Origin of the sequence: Mesorhizobium sp. AR10 (assembly GCF_024746795.1) — a bacterium.
In the GTDB taxonomy this organism is placed as follows: domain Bacteria; phylum Pseudomonadota; class Alphaproteobacteria; order Rhizobiales; family Rhizobiaceae; genus Mesorhizobium.
Window position 1 is genome coordinate 5,435,463 of record NZ_CP080524.1, and the last position, 15,367, is coordinate 5,450,829.

The window sequence follows — 15,367 nt, forward strand, 5'->3', positions numbered from 1 at the left end:
ATGCTTTGACCGGCGCCGTCAACGGGCATGGGTGAGATTTATTGAGGCCAGCGACATCCATCTGCAATCAGCGCTTGCACCTTGTCCGGCCTCGCCCCAAAACAGTCGCATGCACTACGGGGCTTACGTTTTCGATGCCTACGGCACGCTGTTCGACGTGCACGCCGCCGTGCGTCGTCACGCCGACCAGATCGGGCCGGACGGCCAACTCCTGTCGGAGATCTGGCGCGCCAAGCAGCTGGAGTATTCCTGGGTGAGGACGCTGATGGGCGCCTATGCCGATTTCTGGCAGCTGACCGAACAGGCACTCGACTTCGCCTTGCGCAAGGTTCCCTCCGCCGACAAGGGGCTCAAGGCCAACCTGCTCGAGGCCTATTGGCGGCTGGACTGCTATCCGGAAGTGCCGGCCGTGCTCAAGGCGCTCAAGGCATCGGGGGCGAAATTGGCGATCCTGTCCAACGGCTCGCCCGAAATGCTGGAAGCAGCAGTCAAGTCCGCAGCACTCGACCAGGTTCTGGACGACATCTATTCCGTCGACAGCGTCAAACGCTTCAAGACCGACCCCTCGGTCTACGACTTGGTCACCACGGGCTGGCGCCTTTATCCAGGCGCGGTGTCGTTCCAGTCGTCCAACCGCTGGGATATCGCCGGCGCCGCCAAATTCGGCTTCCGGACAGTCTGGATCAACCGCTCCAACCAGCCTGAGGAGTATCGGGATTTTCCACCGGCCCTGATCCTGCCGTCGCTCGAAGGCCTGCTGACCGGTGGCTGAATGACTGTTGCCCCAGAGCAACAGCGACCGAGCCGCCACAGCTTTGCCTTTGTTTGTCCACCCTCAGGCCAGATTCGGAACCGCCTATCGCGCCGGGCATTGATAGGGTTGGCGCCGTACCGGTCAGCCGCCCTACCAGTCAGCGTATTCACGCTTCGTTTCGATTTGAGACTTAATAAAGGCAACCATGTTCACAACCGAAGCCGATTCCTGCCGCCTGAGCCGTCGCGGCTTTCTGAACGCCGCAGCACTGGGCGCCGCCTCGATTGCGGTTTCCGCCTGCGCCACGACAGGGCAGCCGGTCGAGCAGCCGCCACCAGCCTATGCCGAGTCACCGCTTCCAGACTACGCGACAATGTACGCCCCGATCAGCGATGAAGGGTTCGAGCTCCCGGGCATACCGTTCGAGAAAATCGATGAGCAGTTCCTGCGCCAGATCGTTCCCGATCCGACGGGCCAAAAGCCCGGCACCATCGTCGTCGACACGGCCGGCCATCATCTTTATTTCGTGCGTCCGGGCGGGCAAGCCATCCGCTATGGTGTTGGCCTCGGCCGCGCCGGTTTCGAATGGGCCGGGGATGCCGTCGTCCAGTGGAAGCAGAAATGGCCGAAATGGACGCCGCCGGATGAAATGGTCGCCCGGCAGCCGGAATTGCAAGAATACAGCGCCGACAATGGCGGCATGCCCGGCGGGCTCAAGAATCCGCTTGGCGCACGCGCCCTCTACCTGTTCCAGGGCGAACAGGACACGCTCTACCGCCTGCATGGCTCGCCGGAATGGAACTCGATCGGCAAGTCGGTGTCTTCGGGCTGCGTTCGCCTGATAAACCAGGACATCATCGATCTCTACGACCGCGTGCCCTCGAAGACGCCGGTGATCGTTACCGCCGGTGTCGGCCAACCGATGGTGGCGACGGCGAACCGCAGGGCCATTCCGATCGATGCCGGCGTGCCGGACGGATCAATCCTGCTCGGCCCGGTAAACGAGATCACCAACTCGATCTTCTGATCCGCCCAGGCATTGGAGCGGCGGCCTCTTGCCGCTCCCCTGGTCCCAATGGTCAGCGCCCTCTCGCCAGGCTCCCCAGAATACCCCGCACGATCGCCCGTCCGACAGACGATCCGATCGAACGCACCACCGATTTGATCGCAGCCTCGGCCACCGTCTGGCGATTGGACGGCCGCGGCACCGGTGCCCGCCTGCCGCCGCTGGGCTGCGGCGCGGGATCGTCATTGCCGAAGCCGGGAATGGTCCAGCGCGAGCGGCCGCTGTCTACCTGCTGCGCCTGTTCTTCGGCGTCCCCAGCGTCCTTGGCCTTCTTCTGAAGCATCTCGAAAGCCGATTCACGATCGATGGTCTGGTCGTACTGTCCCGTGACCGGGCTTTCACCGATGATTTTGCGGCGCTCGTCCGATGTGATCGGGCCAAGCCGCGATGATGGCGGGCGAATCAGCGTCCGCTGCACCATGGACGGAACACCCTTGGCTTCCAGCGTCGAAACAAGCGCCTCGCCGGTGCCGAGCTGCGTGATCGCGGTGGCGCAGTTGAAGTCGGGATTGGGGCGGAACGTATCGGCGGCCGTCTTGACTGCCTTCTGTTCGCGCGGCGTGTAGGCGCGAAGCGCGTGCTGGACCCGGTTGCCGAGCTGAGCCAGCACCGTTTCCGGGACATCCAGTGGATTCTGGGTGATGAAATAGACGCCGACGCCCTTCGAGCGGATGAGGCGGACCACCTGTTCGACCCGGTCGACCAGCACCTTCGGCGCATCCTCGAACAGGAGATGCGCCTCGTCGAAGAAGAAGACCAGCTTCGGCTTGTCGGGATCGCCCACTTCGGGCAGTTCCTCGAACAGTTCCGACATCAGCCAGAGCAGGAAAGTCGCATACAGCCGCGGATTCATCATCAGCTTGTCGGCGGCGAGCACGCTGATGGCGCCGCGTCCGTCGCGGGTGGTGCGCATGATGTCGGCGATGCGCAACGCCGGCTCGCCGAAGAAATGCGCCGCCCCCTGCTGCTCCAGGACCAGCAGCGTGCGCTGGATCGCACCGACCGAAGGCTTCGTCACATTGCCGTAGCGGGAGCCGATCTCGTCGGCACGCGCAGCGATGTTGGCAAGCAGCGCCTGCAGGTCCTTCAAATCCAGCAGCAACAGGCCTTCCTCGTCAGCGATGCGGAAGGCGATGTTCATGATGCCTTCCTGCGCCTCGGAGAGGTTCATCAGCCGCGACAGGAGCAGCGGCCCCATTTCCGAGACGGTGGCGCGGATCGGATGGCCCTGCTCGCCGAACAGATCCCAGAAGATGACCGGGAATTCCTGAAAATCATAAGGATCGAGCTTGATCTGTTCGGCCCGCTTGACCAGGAAGTCCTGGGCCGTGCCCATCATGGCGATGCCGGAGAGGTCGCCCTTGATGTCGGCGCAGAAGACCGGCACGCCGGCATTGGAAAAGCCTTCCGCCAGAATCTGCAAGCTCACGGTCTTGCCGGTGCCGGTGGCTCCGGTGATCAGGCCATGGCGATTGCCATATCGCAGCAAGAGCTCCTCGGCGCGCTGGTAGCTGTCGTCCGGCTTGCGGCTGGCGCCGATGAAAATACTGGTGTCGTCAGCCATATGTCCGGTCTCCGCAAACTGATGCGTTGAAGGCTCTGATCCGTTGAATGCAAGGGCCCCTCGCCGCAGGTATAGTGTCGCCACTCGGCAGCGACAATGACCATCGTCGAAAATGGCCCTTTTTGGAACTTGCGGATTTTGCGCATGTTTGGCAATCGGTTAGTGGTACGTTCGGGCAAGTCAGAAAGCATGTTGCATTGTGATATCCGATCGGGAACCGTAGACTGACGGTCCAGGCTGATGCGGCCGACAAGACGAGGAGAGCGGATGGGCGCCGGTGCCTTGACCAGGGATGCCGAACTTCCGAACGCCGATCGGCAGCGATGGCTGGCGCTGGCGGAAAAGGCGCTCGCCGGCGGATCTTTCGAGGAAAAGCTCGTATCCCATACCGACGACGGCATTCGGATCGAACCATTGTACGATCGTTCGGTCACGGCAGAGCCGCTGGTGCGGGCAAACCCCAGATCGCCATGGATCGTCAGCCAGCGCATGGACGATCCGGATGTCGACCGTGCCAAGGCCCAGGCCATGGATGACGTTGCACAGGGCGCCACCGGATTGTCGCTCGTCTTCGAAGGTGCGCCGAACGCGTTCGGTTATGGTTTGCCGCGGACGGCGAAGGCGCTGGAGACGGTCCTGGACGGCGTGCCGCTCAACCGTATCCAGGTCCGCATAGACGCCCATCCCTGGAGCCGTGCCGTCGCCGACTGGCTGGTGGCGTTCCTGGGCAAACGCCGGTCCGACCCGGCAAAGCTCAACCTCTCCTTCGGCATCGATCCGGCGGCGATCTTTGCCGGAACCGGCCGGCTGCGCATGTCGATCGAGGCCCTGCAAGCGTCGATGCCGCAATCGTTGGCGCATTTCTTTTCCATGGGCGTGCCTGGTGTGCTTCTGGAGGCAGACGGGCGGGTGTTCCACAACGCCGGCGGCACCGAGGCGCAGGAACTTGGCACCATGCTGGCTTCGGCGGTCTCATATCTCAGGATGTTCGAGCAGGCGCGCCAGCCGCTTGTCTATGCTGCACCCCATATCGGCTTTGCGCTGAGCGTCGACCAGGATCAGTTGCTGTCGATGGCAAAGGTCAGGGCGCTGCGCAGGCTGTGGGCACGAATCCAGGAAACTTGCTCGATCCCTGCCTCGACAGCCAGTATCCATGCTGAAACGTCGTTCCGCATGATGACGGCGGCGGACCCGGAGACGAACATCCTGCGCACCGCGATCGCCGCTTTTGCCGCGGCCGCCGGCGGGGCGGATTCGATCTCCATCCTGCCGCACACGATTGTCCATGGCTTGCCTGCCGGCTTTGCCCGCCGCGTCGCCCGCAACGCGCAACTGATCATGGCCAATGAAAGCCATGTCGACCATGTCGCCGACCCTGCCTATGGCTCAGGCGCCGTCGAGGCGCTGACCGCCGAACTCTGCGAAGCGGCCTGGGAAGAGTTCCAGCGGATCGAGGCGGAAGGCGGCGTGCTGTCGAGCTTGCAGCAAGGGCATATCCAGAAACGGGTCAAGGCCGCTGCCGCTCGCCGTAACGCCGCCTATCAGGCCGGCGAACGGGTGATCATCGGCACGACGCTTTACCCGGTGAAAACCGAACGCCCGGTCGAGACACTGGCAGCCGAGCGGCGGCCGGCCTTCACCGAAGGCGTGGCGGTGTGCGAACCGCTGTTTCCGATCCGCATCGATCAATCGATCGGAGCCGCACCTTGATCCCGGATTTCAGCCAGATCGGCTGGTCGGCGCCACGCCGAATGCCGGTCGAGGTCAAGGGCCAGCGGCTGACGCCGGAAGGCCTCCCCGTCAAGCATCTCTACAATCAGAGCGACCTCAAGGGGTTGCCGCATCTGGACACCTATCCGGGCATGCCGCCCTTCCTGCGCGGCCCCTACCCGACCATGTATGTCCAGCAGCCCTGGACCATCCGGCAATATGCCGGCTTCTCGACCGCGGAAGAATCCAACGCTTTCTACCGGCGCAATCTTGAAGCCGGCCAGAAGGGGCTGTCGGTCGCCTTCGATCTCGCCACGCATCGCGGCTATGACAGCGACCATCCGCGTGTTGCCGGCGATGTCGGCATGGCGGGCGTCGCCATCGATTCCATCCTCGACATGCGCCAGCTGTTCGACGGCATTCCGCTCGACGACATGACGGTGTCGATGACCATGAACGGCGCGGTGCTGCCGATCATGGCGCTCTACATCGTGGCGGCGGAGGAACAGGGCGTTGCACAGAAGGATCTCACCGGAACCATTCAGAACGACATTCTGAAAGAGTTCATGGTGCGCAACACCTACATCTATCCGCCCAAGCCTTCGATGCGGATCGTCTCCGACATCTTTTCCTACACGTCGAAGCACATGCCGAAGTTCAATTCGATTTCGATCTCCGGCTACCACATGCAGGAGGCAGGGGCGACGGCCGACCTCGAACTCGCCTACACCATCGCTGACGGCATCGAATATGCCCGCGCCGGCGTCGCGGCGGGGCTCGATATCGACCGTTTCGCGCCGCGCCTTTCCTTCTTCTGGGCGATCGGCATGAACTTCTTCATGGAGGTCGCCAAGCTCAGGGCAGCGCGCCTGCTGTGGGCCAGCCTGATGCAGAAGAATTTTGCGCCAAAGGACGAGCGCTCGCTGTCGCTGCGCACCCATTGCCAGACTTCGGGCTGGTCGCTGACCGCGCAGGATCCCTATAACAACATCATCCGTACCATGATCGAAGCGATGGCCGCGACTCAAGGCCATACGCAGTCGCTCCACACCAACTCCTTCGACGAGGCGATGGCGCTGCCGACCGACCATTCGGCCCGTGTCGCCCGCAACACGCAGCTCATCCTGCAAAAGGAATCCGGCACCACGCGCATCGTCGATCCGTGGGGCGGCTCGGCCTATCTCGAACGGCTGACGCATGATCTGGCGGCACGCGCGCTTGCCCATATCGAAGAGGTCGAAAGCCTTGGCGGCATGGCCGCCGCGATCGAGAAAGGCATACCGAAGCTGCGCATCGAAGAGGCCGCAGCCCGCACGCAGGCGCGCATCGATTCCGGCGAGCAGATGCTGGTCGGCGTCAATGCCCATCGACCTGAGACCGACATCGAAGTCGACGTGCTGAAGATCGACAATGCCGAAGTCAGGGCGCGGCAATTGTCGAAGCTGCAGCGGCTGAAAGGCACGCGCGATGTCGCCGCGGTCGAAAGCGCCTTGAATGCACTGACCCGCGCCGCCGAAGGCGGCGAGAACCTGCTGGAGTTCGCCATCCGCGCCGCGCGCGCCAATGCCACGGTCGGCGAGATTTCGCTGGCGCTGGAAAAGGTGTTCGGCCGCCATGTCGCCTCTGTGCAGACCATCTCCGGCGTCTACCGCAACGCGCTTGGCGACAATCCAGTGGTCGACCGGCTGCAGGAAAAGGTCGAAGCGTTCGAGAAGAAAACCGGCGGCAAGCCGCGCATCCTCGTCGCCAAGATGGGACAGGACGGCCATGACCGTGGCCAGAAGGTGATCGCCACCGCCTTTGCCGATCTCGGCTTCGACGTCACCGTGGGGGCGATGTTCCAGACGCCAGAGGAGATCGCAAGGCTCGCGGTCCAGCATGACGTGCATATCGTCGGCGCCTCGTCGCTCGCTGCCGGACACCTGACGCTCATTCCCGAATTGCGCGATGCGCTGAAGAAACTTGGCCGCGACGACATGCTGATCGTCGCCGGCGGCGTCATCCCGCCGCAGGATTATGATGCGGTGCTGCAGGCGGGTGCGGCTGAAATCTTTCCGCCTGGCACGGTCATCCCGGAAGCGGCGGAACGATTGATGGATCGGCTGCTGGCGGCTTGACAATTAGACGCCTGCCGTTATAATCACTGTTGCAACAGTGGTATAGGCCGAAGGAGTATCTCAATGAACATTACCGTACGCAAAATCGGCAATTCCGAAGGTGTGATTTTGCCTCGGGAAATGCTTGACCGGCTAAATGTTCGCGCAGGAGATACGCTTGTTGCCGCCGAGAACGCAGGCGAGCTTCGGCTTCGTCGGCTTGCAAGCGATCCTGAGGTATTTGAAAACAAAATGAAGATAGCTCGCGAACGAATGAAAAAATATGAGGTTGCCTATCGCGCCCTCGCGAAATGAGCGAGCATCATTCGCGAGAATTCGTGGAGGCGCTTCACACCGAGCAGTTGCGTCTTCACGGTGGGGCGCCGGGTATTCGTGATGAAGGAATGCTGGAATCGGCGCTCGCTCGGCCTCAGCAGAAAGAGGCTTACGGCGAGCCCGATCTTTGTGAGCTTGCAGCCGCTTATCTCTTCGGCATTGCCAAGAACCATCCGTTCGTCGACGGCAACAAGCGCACAGCTTTTGCCGCGGCCGATCTGTTTCTCTACTTCAACGGGCTGAGTCTCGAAGCCGAGCAGGAGGATATCATCCAGTTGGTTATGATGGTCGCTGCCGGGGAAATCGATGAAGCGGGCGCCGCGGCGTTCTTCCGCGACCATGTCGTCAAGCTCGAAGACTAGCTGTCCGAGAGCTTGACGATCTCCCATTCCCTGCCGTTGACCGCGGCAATTTCGCCAACCTTCTTGCCGAACAGGGCCACGGCCATCGGCGAGACGTGGGAAATGCTGCCCTTGGCAGGATCGGCCTCATCCTCGCCGACGATCTTCCAGTGGACCTTCCTGTCGTCATCGCCTTCCAGCGTGACGCCCATGCCGAAGCGAACCAGGTCGCTTCCCGGCTCCGGCACGGAAAGCTCCGCACTCTCACGCCGTGCGGTCCAGTAGCGCAGGTCACGCGAGATGAGCGCGATGCGCTCGCGATCGGCCCTCTTCTCTGCCTTGGCCAGTTCGTCGCGCAGTTCAGCCAGTTCGGACTCGATCTGCGCCAGGCCGTGTTCGGTCACCAGATTGCGGTGGGGACTGACCGGCCGCTCGCCAATGCCGGCGATGGCGTTTTCGCTGTCTTCCTCGCGGGTGAAAGCTCTGCTCATCCTTCGAATTTAGGCGCGTCGCGCCGAGTGTACAAGCCATTGCCGGTAAGCCCGACCGGTCTGGCATGATTCCTGCGAAATGGCACCTGAACGCCAGGATTCTGTGCCGATGTTGAACAGACGTAAGCTGCTGACGCAGACCGCCGGCTTTGCCGTGATGGGCCTTTCGCTGGGCAAGGCGGCCGCTGCCGGCCTGCCCGGCATCGAGAAGGCCTCGATGCGCGGCTCGATCAACGCAACCGATCTCGGCGTGCAGCCCGGCGCGCTTGACGACCAGAGCAAGGCCTTCGCCAAGCTGTTGCGCGAGGCCAGCGACCGCGACATGCCGGTGTTCCTGCCGCCGGGCACCTATGTCGTCTCCAACCTTTCCCTGCCCAGCCGGGTGCGTCTTTCCGGCACGCCTGGCGCCTCGCGCATCGTCTATGGCGGCGACGGCCACCTGCTCATGGCGGAACAGGCCGAGCATATCGAATTCACCGGACTGGTGTTCGATGGCAGCAACCGCTGGATGGCCGACTACACGCAAGGCCTGCTCGATCTGCGCCGGGTCGCCCACCTCGTCGTCGACAATTGCCAGATCACCGGCAGCGGCAAGAACGGGCTAGCACTCGAGCGCGCCTCGGGCCGCATCGAGCGGTCGGAGATTTCAGGTGCTGCCGACGCCGGGATCTATTCGGTCGAGGCTGGCGGCCTGGCGATATCAGGCAACCGCGTGTCCGACTGCGCCAATGGCGGCATCCTCGTGCACCGCTGGCAAGCGGCGGAAGACGGCACCATCGTAAGCGGCAACCGCGTCGAGCGCATCCAGGCACGCAGCGGCGGAACCGGCCAGAACGGCAACGGCATCAACGCGTTCCGCGCCGGCAATGTCTCCATCTCCGGCAACAATGTTTCGGACTGCGCGTTTTCGGCGATCCGCGCCAACAGTTCCAGCAATCTGCAGATCACGGGCAACACCTGTTCGCGATCGGGCGAAACGGCGCTCTATTCCGAATTCGCCTTCGAGGGCGCGATCATCAGCAACAACATCGTCGACGGCGCCGCCAACGGCATCTCGATGGTCAATTTCAACGAAGGCGGCCGCATGGGGGTGTGCCAGGGCAATATCGTGCGCAACCTGTCGACCAGCGGCCCCTACCCCGCCGATGCGCCCGGCTTCGGCGTCGGCATAAGCGTCGAGGCCGACACCACCGTTTCCGGCAATGTCGTCGAGAATGCGCCGCTCTACGGCATGCAGATCGGCTGGGGCGCGTATATGCGCAATGTGGTCGCGACGGGAAACATCATCCGCAAGGCCGGAACCGGCATCGCGGTCAGCGTGGTCGAGGGCGCCGGAACGGCCGTCATCTCCGACAATGTCATCGAAGGAGCGCAAAACGGCGCCATCATCGGTCAGCGGTGGGCTGAACCGGTGACCGGCGACCTCGCCTCACTGGGCAATGCCGGCTACGCGCATCTCACCGTCGAGCGCAACCACGTCAGTTGAAAGCGGCTGTCGGCCGGAGCGCGCCGACCTTGGCGCCGATCCGGCTTTCGATGGCCGGATTTGCCTGTTCGACCAGTTTCGCCGCCAGCGCCTTGTCCTCATGCAAAAGCTTGGCGATGACGGCCGCGACCATCACCTCGGCGGCGCGGCCGGCGCCATCATCGCATTTCAGCGCAATGCCAAGGCCAAGTTCGGGGAGTGCCGCGCAATAGACGCCTTCTGCCCCGGTCTTGACGAAGATGCGACCGGGTGCGGCCTCCATCAGCGCCACATCGGCCTTGCCGGTGCCAGCGACCAGAAACGGCTCGGCCATGCAGGCCGCGAACAATCGTTTTGCAGCCTTGGCGCGCTCCGGCTCAAAACCAGTCCCGGTCGCCATGCGGGCAAAGCCGAGGGCGAAACTGCGCAGAGGCACGGCATAGGTCGGGATCGAACAGCCATCGGTTGCCCGATCATCGGCACGATGGGCGGCATCGGTCACGGCCTGCATGGCGTCGCGCACCATCTCCTGCAAGGCATGGCCCGCCCCTACGTAGCCGCGATGCGCAATGCCGGCATGAACGCAGGTGCAGAGAAAGCCCGAGTGCTTGCCGGAGCAGTTGTTGTGCAGCGGGTTCGGCGAACTGCCGGCTCGGGCAAGTGCAATCGTCGCGTCATGGCTCGACGGCCAGTGCGCGCCGCATTCCAGCGCCGTCTCATCGAGGCCGGCCTTCGCCAGCATCGCCCGCGCCAATTCGACATGGGCCGGCTCGCCGGAGTGCGAGGCGCAGGCCAGCGACAATTCCCGGTCGCCGAAACCATAGGCGTCGGCAGCACCACTTTCGACCAGCGGCAGCGCCTGGATCGCCTTGACCGCCGAGCGTGGGAACACCGGGCGCGCCGTGTCGCCGATTTCCCAGACGGGCTTGCCGTCGGCATCGAAGACGGAGACCGCGCCGCGATGGGCGCTCTCGACCACCGCGCCGCGCAAAACTTCGACCAGAACCGGATTTGTCATGGATCCCCCGTAAAATACGGGCCGCTTCTATCTGATCCGATCCAGGATTGAAACGTAGTTGGCGACCGCGGCACCGCCCATGTTGAAGATGCCGCCGAGCTTGGCGCCCGGCACCTGGATGCCGCCGGCCTCGCCGACAAGCTGCATGGCGGTCAGCACATGCATCGACACGCCCGTGGCGCCGATCGGGTGACCCTTGGCCTTCAGCCCGCCGGAGGGATTGACCGGCAGCCGGCCGTCCTTCGCCGTCGTGCCATCCAGCGCCAGTTTTGCGCCCTCGCCTGGTTTGGCCAGACCCATCGCCTCATACTCGATCAGCTCGGCGATGGTGAAGCAGTCATGCGTCTCAACGAAGGACAAATCGTCGAGCGTCACTCCGGCCTGTTTCAGCGCCTGGTTCCACGCCTGCTCGCAACCTTCGAAGGTAAGGATGTCGCGCTTCGACATCGGCAGGAAATCCTGCACATGCTGGTTGGCGCGGAAGGCGACGGCACGACGCATCTTCAGCGCTGTTGCCGTGTCGGCAAGGATAAGGGCGGCGGCGCCGTCCGAAACCAGCGAGCAATCGGTGCGCTTCAAGGGACCGGCGACGAAGGGGTTCTTCTCGCTTTCCTGCCGGCAGAACTCGTAGCCGAAATCCTTGCGCATCTGGGCATAGGGATTGTCGACGCCGTTCTTGTGGTTCTTTGCGGCGATCATCGCCAATGCATCCGACTGGTCGCCATAGCGCTGGAAATAGGCTTGCGCGATCTTGCCGAAGACGCCGGCGAAGCCTGCCGGCGTCTCGCCATCCTCGGGCAGATAGGAGGCCCTGAGCAGGTTCTTGCCGATCTCGGGACCGGGCGTCGTCGTCATCTGCTCGGCGCCGACCACCAGCACGATGCGGGCGGCATTGGCATCGATGGCGCGGATGCCTTGCCTCACCGCGGCCGAGCCGGTGGCACAGGCATTCTCGACCCGCGTCGCCGGCTTGAAGCGCAGCCGGTCGTCGGCCTGCAGCACCAGGCTTGCTGTGAAATCCTGCGCCGAAAAGCCAGCGTTGAAGTGGCCGAGCACGATCTCGTCGACCTCGTCCGGGCCGATGCCGGCATGATCGAGCGCGTCCGTTGCCACCTTGACGATCAGGCTCTCCAGCGTCTCGCCTTCGAGCTTGCCGAAGCGCGAATGCGCCCAGCCGACGATGCATGCTGTCATCTCAACCTCCATCCTCGGCGCCACCCTAGCACGTCCTGAGGCGCCGGCGCGCGAATATTGTTCAATCATGAACCGTTTTTTGGATCGCGTGAAGAGCCAGAAACAACTGTCGTTGGGCCACCTGATGTTCGCATCAAAATGGTGCTGGATTTTTGTTGATTGATCCGTCAATAAAAAATAACCATTGTGGCAAGAGCCGGGAATAACAATGCCGAAAATCGGAATGGAGCCATTGCGCCGCCGGGCGCTCATCGACGCGACGATCTCGGCGATCGGCGAGCGTGGCTCGCTCGATGTGACCATGTCGGAAATCGCCGGGCGCGCCGGCGTGTCGTCGGCGCTTGCCCATCACTACTTCGGCGCCAAGGACGAATTGCTGCTGGCGACGATGCGCTACATCCTGGCCGAGCTGACGGCCGACACACGCCGCGCGCTTGGCTCGGCGACGACCCCGCGCCAGCGCGTCTCGGCCGTGGTCGCCGTCAATTTCTCCGATGTCCAGTTCCATCCGCAGACGATAGCCGCCTGGCTCGCCTTCTATGTCGAGGCGCAGAAATCGTCGGCACTGCGCCGGCTGCTCAAGGTCTATGCCCGACGCCTGCACTCCAATCTGCTGAGCGGGCTGACCGACATCCTGCCTCGCAGCGAGGCCGACCGCGTCGCCGAAGCCACAGCAGCCCTGATCGACGGGCTTTACATCAGGCGGGCGCTGAAGGACGGCGTGCCCGATGCTGCGACCGCGATCGCACTGATCGAGGACTATCTCGAAACGAAACTCAGCGGGCGGAGCGCGCAGTGACGTCCAAGAAGCCCAATTTCCTGATCGTCATGGTCGATCAGCTCAACGGCACGCTGTTCCCGGACGGGCCGGCGGACTTCCTGCATGCGCCACATCTGAAGGCGCTGGCCGCGCGCGCGGCACGCTTCAAGAACAACTACACGGCGTCGCCGCTGTGTGCGCCGGGCCGCGCCTCGTTCATGAGCGGCCAACTGCCGTCGCGCACCGAGGTGTATGACAATGCCGCCGAATTCGCCTCGTCGATCCCGACCTATGCGCATCATCTGCGCGCCGCCGGCTACCACACCTGCCTGTCGGGCAAGATGCATTTCGTCGGACCTGACCAGTTGCATGGTTTTGAGGAACGGCTGACCACCGACATCTATCCGGCCGATTTCGGCTGGACGCCGGACTATCGCAAGCCCGGCGAGCGGATCGACTGGTGGTATCACAATCTGGGCTCGGTGAGCGGTGCCGGCGTCGCCGAGATCACCAACCAGATGGAATATGACGACGAGGTCGCCTTCCACGCGACGCAGAAGCTTTACGACTATGCGCGATCATCCGAAGACGCAGCGCGCCGGCCCTGGTGCCTGACAGTCTCCTTTTCGCATCCCCACGATCCCTATGTGGCGCGCCGGCAATACTGGGATCTCTACGAACACTGCCAGGCGCTCGATCCCGAATCTCCTGGCATCACCTACGAAGACCAGGATCCACATTCGCGCCGTCTCTATGAAGCCAGCGACTATTCCGCCTTCGACATCACACCCGAGCAGATCCGCCGTTCGCGGCGCGGATATTTCGCCAACATCTCCTATCTCGACGACAAGGTCGGCGAATTGCTGTCGGTGCTCGACCGCACGCGGATGCTCGATGACACGATCATCCTGTTCTGCTCCGACCATGGCGACATGCTCGGCGAGCGCGGCCTGTGGTTCAAGATGTGCTTCTTCGAAGGCTCGGCCCGCGTGCCGCTGATGATCGCCGGCAAGGGCGTTGCGTCGGGCCTGATCGACGCGCCAGTCTCCAACCTCGACGTGACGCCGACGCTCTGCGACCTCGCCGGCATCGACATGAGCGCGATTGCGCCGTGGACCGACGGCCAGTCGCTGCTGCCGCTCGTCGGCGGAGAAAAGCGCACGGCACCGGTGCTGATGGAATATGCGGCCGAAGGCTCCAATGCGCCTTTGGTGGCAATCCGCGACGGCCGCTACAAATTCGTCCATTGCGAGATCGATCCGCCACAACTGTTCGATCTTGAAGCGGACCCGCAGGAGCGCATCAACCTTGCAACGGATCCGGCACATGCCACGCTGGTCAAAAGCTTCATGGACAAGGTCAGGGTGCGCTGGGACATGGCCGCCTTCGACGCCGCCGTGCGTTCCAGCCAGGCGCGCCGCTGGGTGGTTTATCCGGCGCTGCGCAACGGCACCCATTACCCCTGGGAGTTCCAGCCGCTGCAAAAAGCCTCGGAACGCTACATGCGCAACCACATGGATCTCAACGTGCTCGAAGAGCAAAAACGCTTTCCGCGAGGTGAATGATGGCAAACGTTCTTGTTCCCTCCCTCGACCACCTCAGGCAGGCCTATGCAGTCACCTCCCGGGCGACGCAGGTCACGCCGCTTTTGGAATCGGCCGCACTTGCCCGCGAAACGGGTGCCGCCCGCGTCTTCATCAAGCCGGAGTCGCTGCAGTGGGCCGGATCGTTCAAGGTGCGCGGCGCCTATTGGCGGCTGAAGCGGCTGTCGCCTGACGAAGCCAGGAAGGGCGTCGTTGCCTACTCCTCGGGCAATTTCGCGCAAGGGCTGGCTGCTGCCGGCCAGTCGCTCGGCATTCCTGTCACCATCGTCATGCCGATCGATGCGCCGGCCGCCAAGCGCGACGCCACTGCTGGCTATGGCGCGCGCGTCGTGTTGACCGATCATGGCGAGCGAGCGCGTGAGGAAGTGGCCGCAGCCAAGGCGCGCGAGATCGCAGAGACCGAAGGCCTGACGTTGCTGCATCCCTTCGACGATCCGGAGATCGTTGCCGGTCAGGCCGGCGCCGGGCTGGAAGCACTTGAGCAACTGGACGCCAAGGACGCCAGCGCCGATCTGCTGTTTTGCTCGGTCGGCGGCGGCGGGCTGATCGGCGGCGTTTCGCTGGCGTTCCACTATCTGTCGCCGCGCACGCAAATCATCGGCGTGGAGCCGGAAGGGTTCAACGGCATGGGCTCGTCGCTGGCGCATGGCGCCATCGAGACCATGCCGATCGCGCCGAAATCGATCTGCGACGGACTGATGTCGCGGCGACCGGGCGACGCGCCGTTTGCGGCTGTGAAGGCTGCCGGTGTTCGCGGCATCACGGTCGACGACGCTTCCGTGCGCCGTGCGATGCGGATCGCCTTCGAGCGGATGAAGCTGGTGCTCGAACCATCGGGCGCTGCGTCGCTGGCAGCACTGCTCGGCGGCAAGGTGGATGTGAAGGACAAAACCGTCCTTGTGGTGGCAACCGGCGGCAATGTTTCGCTCGCCGATTTCATCGCGCATATGAACGATGGGCGCATATGA

General features: G+C 63.4%; 14 protein-coding genes. 10 read left to right on the top strand and 4 right to left on the bottom strand.

Features of this window, described 5'->3' with window-relative positions:
- The first annotated feature begins 109 nt into the window (after positions 1-109).
- Together LHFGNBLO_RS30220 and LHFGNBLO_RS30225 are read left to right on the top strand one after the other, a co-directional pair.
- Positions 110-772, top strand: a complete 663-nt coding sequence (locus LHFGNBLO_RS30220; protein WP_258603345.1) for a haloacid dehalogenase type II — start codon at positions 110-112, stop codon at positions 770-772.
- 187 nt (positions 773-959) lie between these two features.
- Positions 960-1,781, top strand: a complete 822-nt coding sequence (locus LHFGNBLO_RS30225; RefSeq protein ID WP_258603347.1) for a L,D-transpeptidase — start codon at positions 960-962, stop codon at positions 1,779-1,781.
- A gap of 52 nt (positions 1,782-1,833) precedes the next feature.
- On the opposite strand, the gene LHFGNBLO_RS30230 is transcribed toward LHFGNBLO_RS30225, so the two are convergent.
- Complete coding sequence (locus LHFGNBLO_RS30230; RefSeq protein ID WP_258603353.1) at positions 1,834-3,384, bottom strand: helicase HerA-like C-terminal domain-containing protein; 1,551 nt, start codon at positions 3,382-3,384, stop codon at positions 1,834-1,836.
- Positions 3,385-3,651: 267 nt separating this feature from the next.
- Between LHFGNBLO_RS30230 and LHFGNBLO_RS30235 the strand changes: the two genes are divergently transcribed.
- The 4 genes from LHFGNBLO_RS30235 (at position 3,652) to LHFGNBLO_RS30250 (ending at position 7,888) form a co-directional block, all read left to right on the top strand.
- The gene (locus LHFGNBLO_RS30235; protein ID WP_258603355.1) at positions 3,652-5,094 is read left to right on the top strand and encodes a methylmalonyl-CoA mutase subunit beta; all 1,443 of its coding nucleotides are present in this window, start codon (positions 3,652-3,654) and stop codon (positions 5,092-5,094) included.
- Entirely contained in the window at positions 5,091-7,211 is a 2,121-nt protein-coding gene (scpA, locus tag LHFGNBLO_RS30240; protein WP_258603356.1) for a methylmalonyl-CoA mutase, read from the top strand. Before LHFGNBLO_RS30235 ends, scpA begins: the two co-directional genes overlap by 4 nt.
- Positions 7,212-7,274: 63 nt before the next feature.
- Positions 7,275-7,505 carry an AbrB/MazE/SpoVT family DNA-binding domain-containing protein gene (locus LHFGNBLO_RS30245; RefSeq protein WP_258603362.1) on the top strand — a complete coding sequence of 77 codons (231 nt, stop codon included), beginning with the start codon at positions 7,275-7,277 and terminating at the stop codon, positions 7,503-7,505.
- Positions 7,502-7,888: a type II toxin-antitoxin system death-on-curing family toxin gene (locus LHFGNBLO_RS30250; protein ID WP_258603363.1), complete on the top strand. Its 387-nt coding sequence runs from the start codon at positions 7,502-7,504 to the stop codon at positions 7,886-7,888. Before LHFGNBLO_RS30245 ends, LHFGNBLO_RS30250 begins: the two co-directional genes overlap by 4 nt.
- On the opposite strand, the gene greA is transcribed toward LHFGNBLO_RS30250, so the two are convergent.
- Positions 7,885-8,358: a transcription elongation factor GreA gene (gene greA / locus LHFGNBLO_RS30255; protein ID WP_258603366.1), complete on the bottom strand. Its 474-nt coding sequence runs from the start codon at positions 8,356-8,358 to the stop codon at positions 7,885-7,887. The two genes, LHFGNBLO_RS30250 and greA, sit on opposite strands and share 4 nt — an antisense overlap.
- A 109-nt stretch (positions 8,359-8,467) precedes the next feature.
- Between greA and LHFGNBLO_RS30260 the strand changes: the two genes are divergently transcribed.
- Positions 8,468-9,844 (top strand): TIGR03808 family TAT-translocated repetitive protein, encoded by a 1,377-nt coding sequence (locus tag LHFGNBLO_RS30260; RefSeq protein ID WP_258603377.1) that lies wholly within the window; start codon positions 8,468-8,470, stop codon positions 9,842-9,844.
- On the opposite strand, the gene LHFGNBLO_RS30265 is transcribed toward LHFGNBLO_RS30260, so the two are convergent.
- Positions 9,837-10,841, bottom strand: a complete 1,005-nt coding sequence (locus tag LHFGNBLO_RS30265) for an asparaginase (RefSeq protein ID WP_258603379.1) — start codon at positions 10,839-10,841, stop codon at positions 9,837-9,839. The two genes, LHFGNBLO_RS30260 and LHFGNBLO_RS30265, sit on opposite strands and share 8 nt — an antisense overlap.
- Before the next feature lie 27 nt (positions 10,842-10,868).
- Complete coding sequence (locus LHFGNBLO_RS30270) at positions 10,869-12,035, bottom strand: acetyl-CoA acetyltransferase (protein WP_258603381.1); 1,167 nt, start codon at positions 12,033-12,035, stop codon at positions 10,869-10,871.
- A gap of 208 nt (positions 12,036-12,243) precedes the next feature.
- Between LHFGNBLO_RS30270 and betI the strand changes: the two genes are divergently transcribed.
- Genes betI through LHFGNBLO_RS30285 form a run of 3 tightly spaced genes read left to right on the top strand, consistent with a single transcriptional unit; the run spans position 12,244 to position 15,367 of the window.
- On the top strand, positions 12,244-12,834 hold the full coding sequence (gene betI, locus LHFGNBLO_RS30275) for a choline-responsive transcriptional repressor BetI (RefSeq protein WP_258603386.1): 591 nt from the start codon (positions 12,244-12,246) through the stop codon (positions 12,832-12,834).
- Positions 12,831-14,360, top strand: a complete 1,530-nt coding sequence (gene betC / locus LHFGNBLO_RS30280; RefSeq protein WP_258603392.1) for a choline-sulfatase — start codon at positions 12,831-12,833, stop codon at positions 14,358-14,360. Before betI ends, betC begins: the two co-directional genes overlap by 4 nt.
- Positions 14,357-15,367, top strand: a complete 1,011-nt coding sequence (locus LHFGNBLO_RS30285; RefSeq protein ID WP_258603397.1) for a threonine/serine dehydratase — start codon at positions 14,357-14,359, stop codon at positions 15,365-15,367. The genes betC and LHFGNBLO_RS30285 overlap by 4 nt, the downstream gene beginning before the upstream one ends.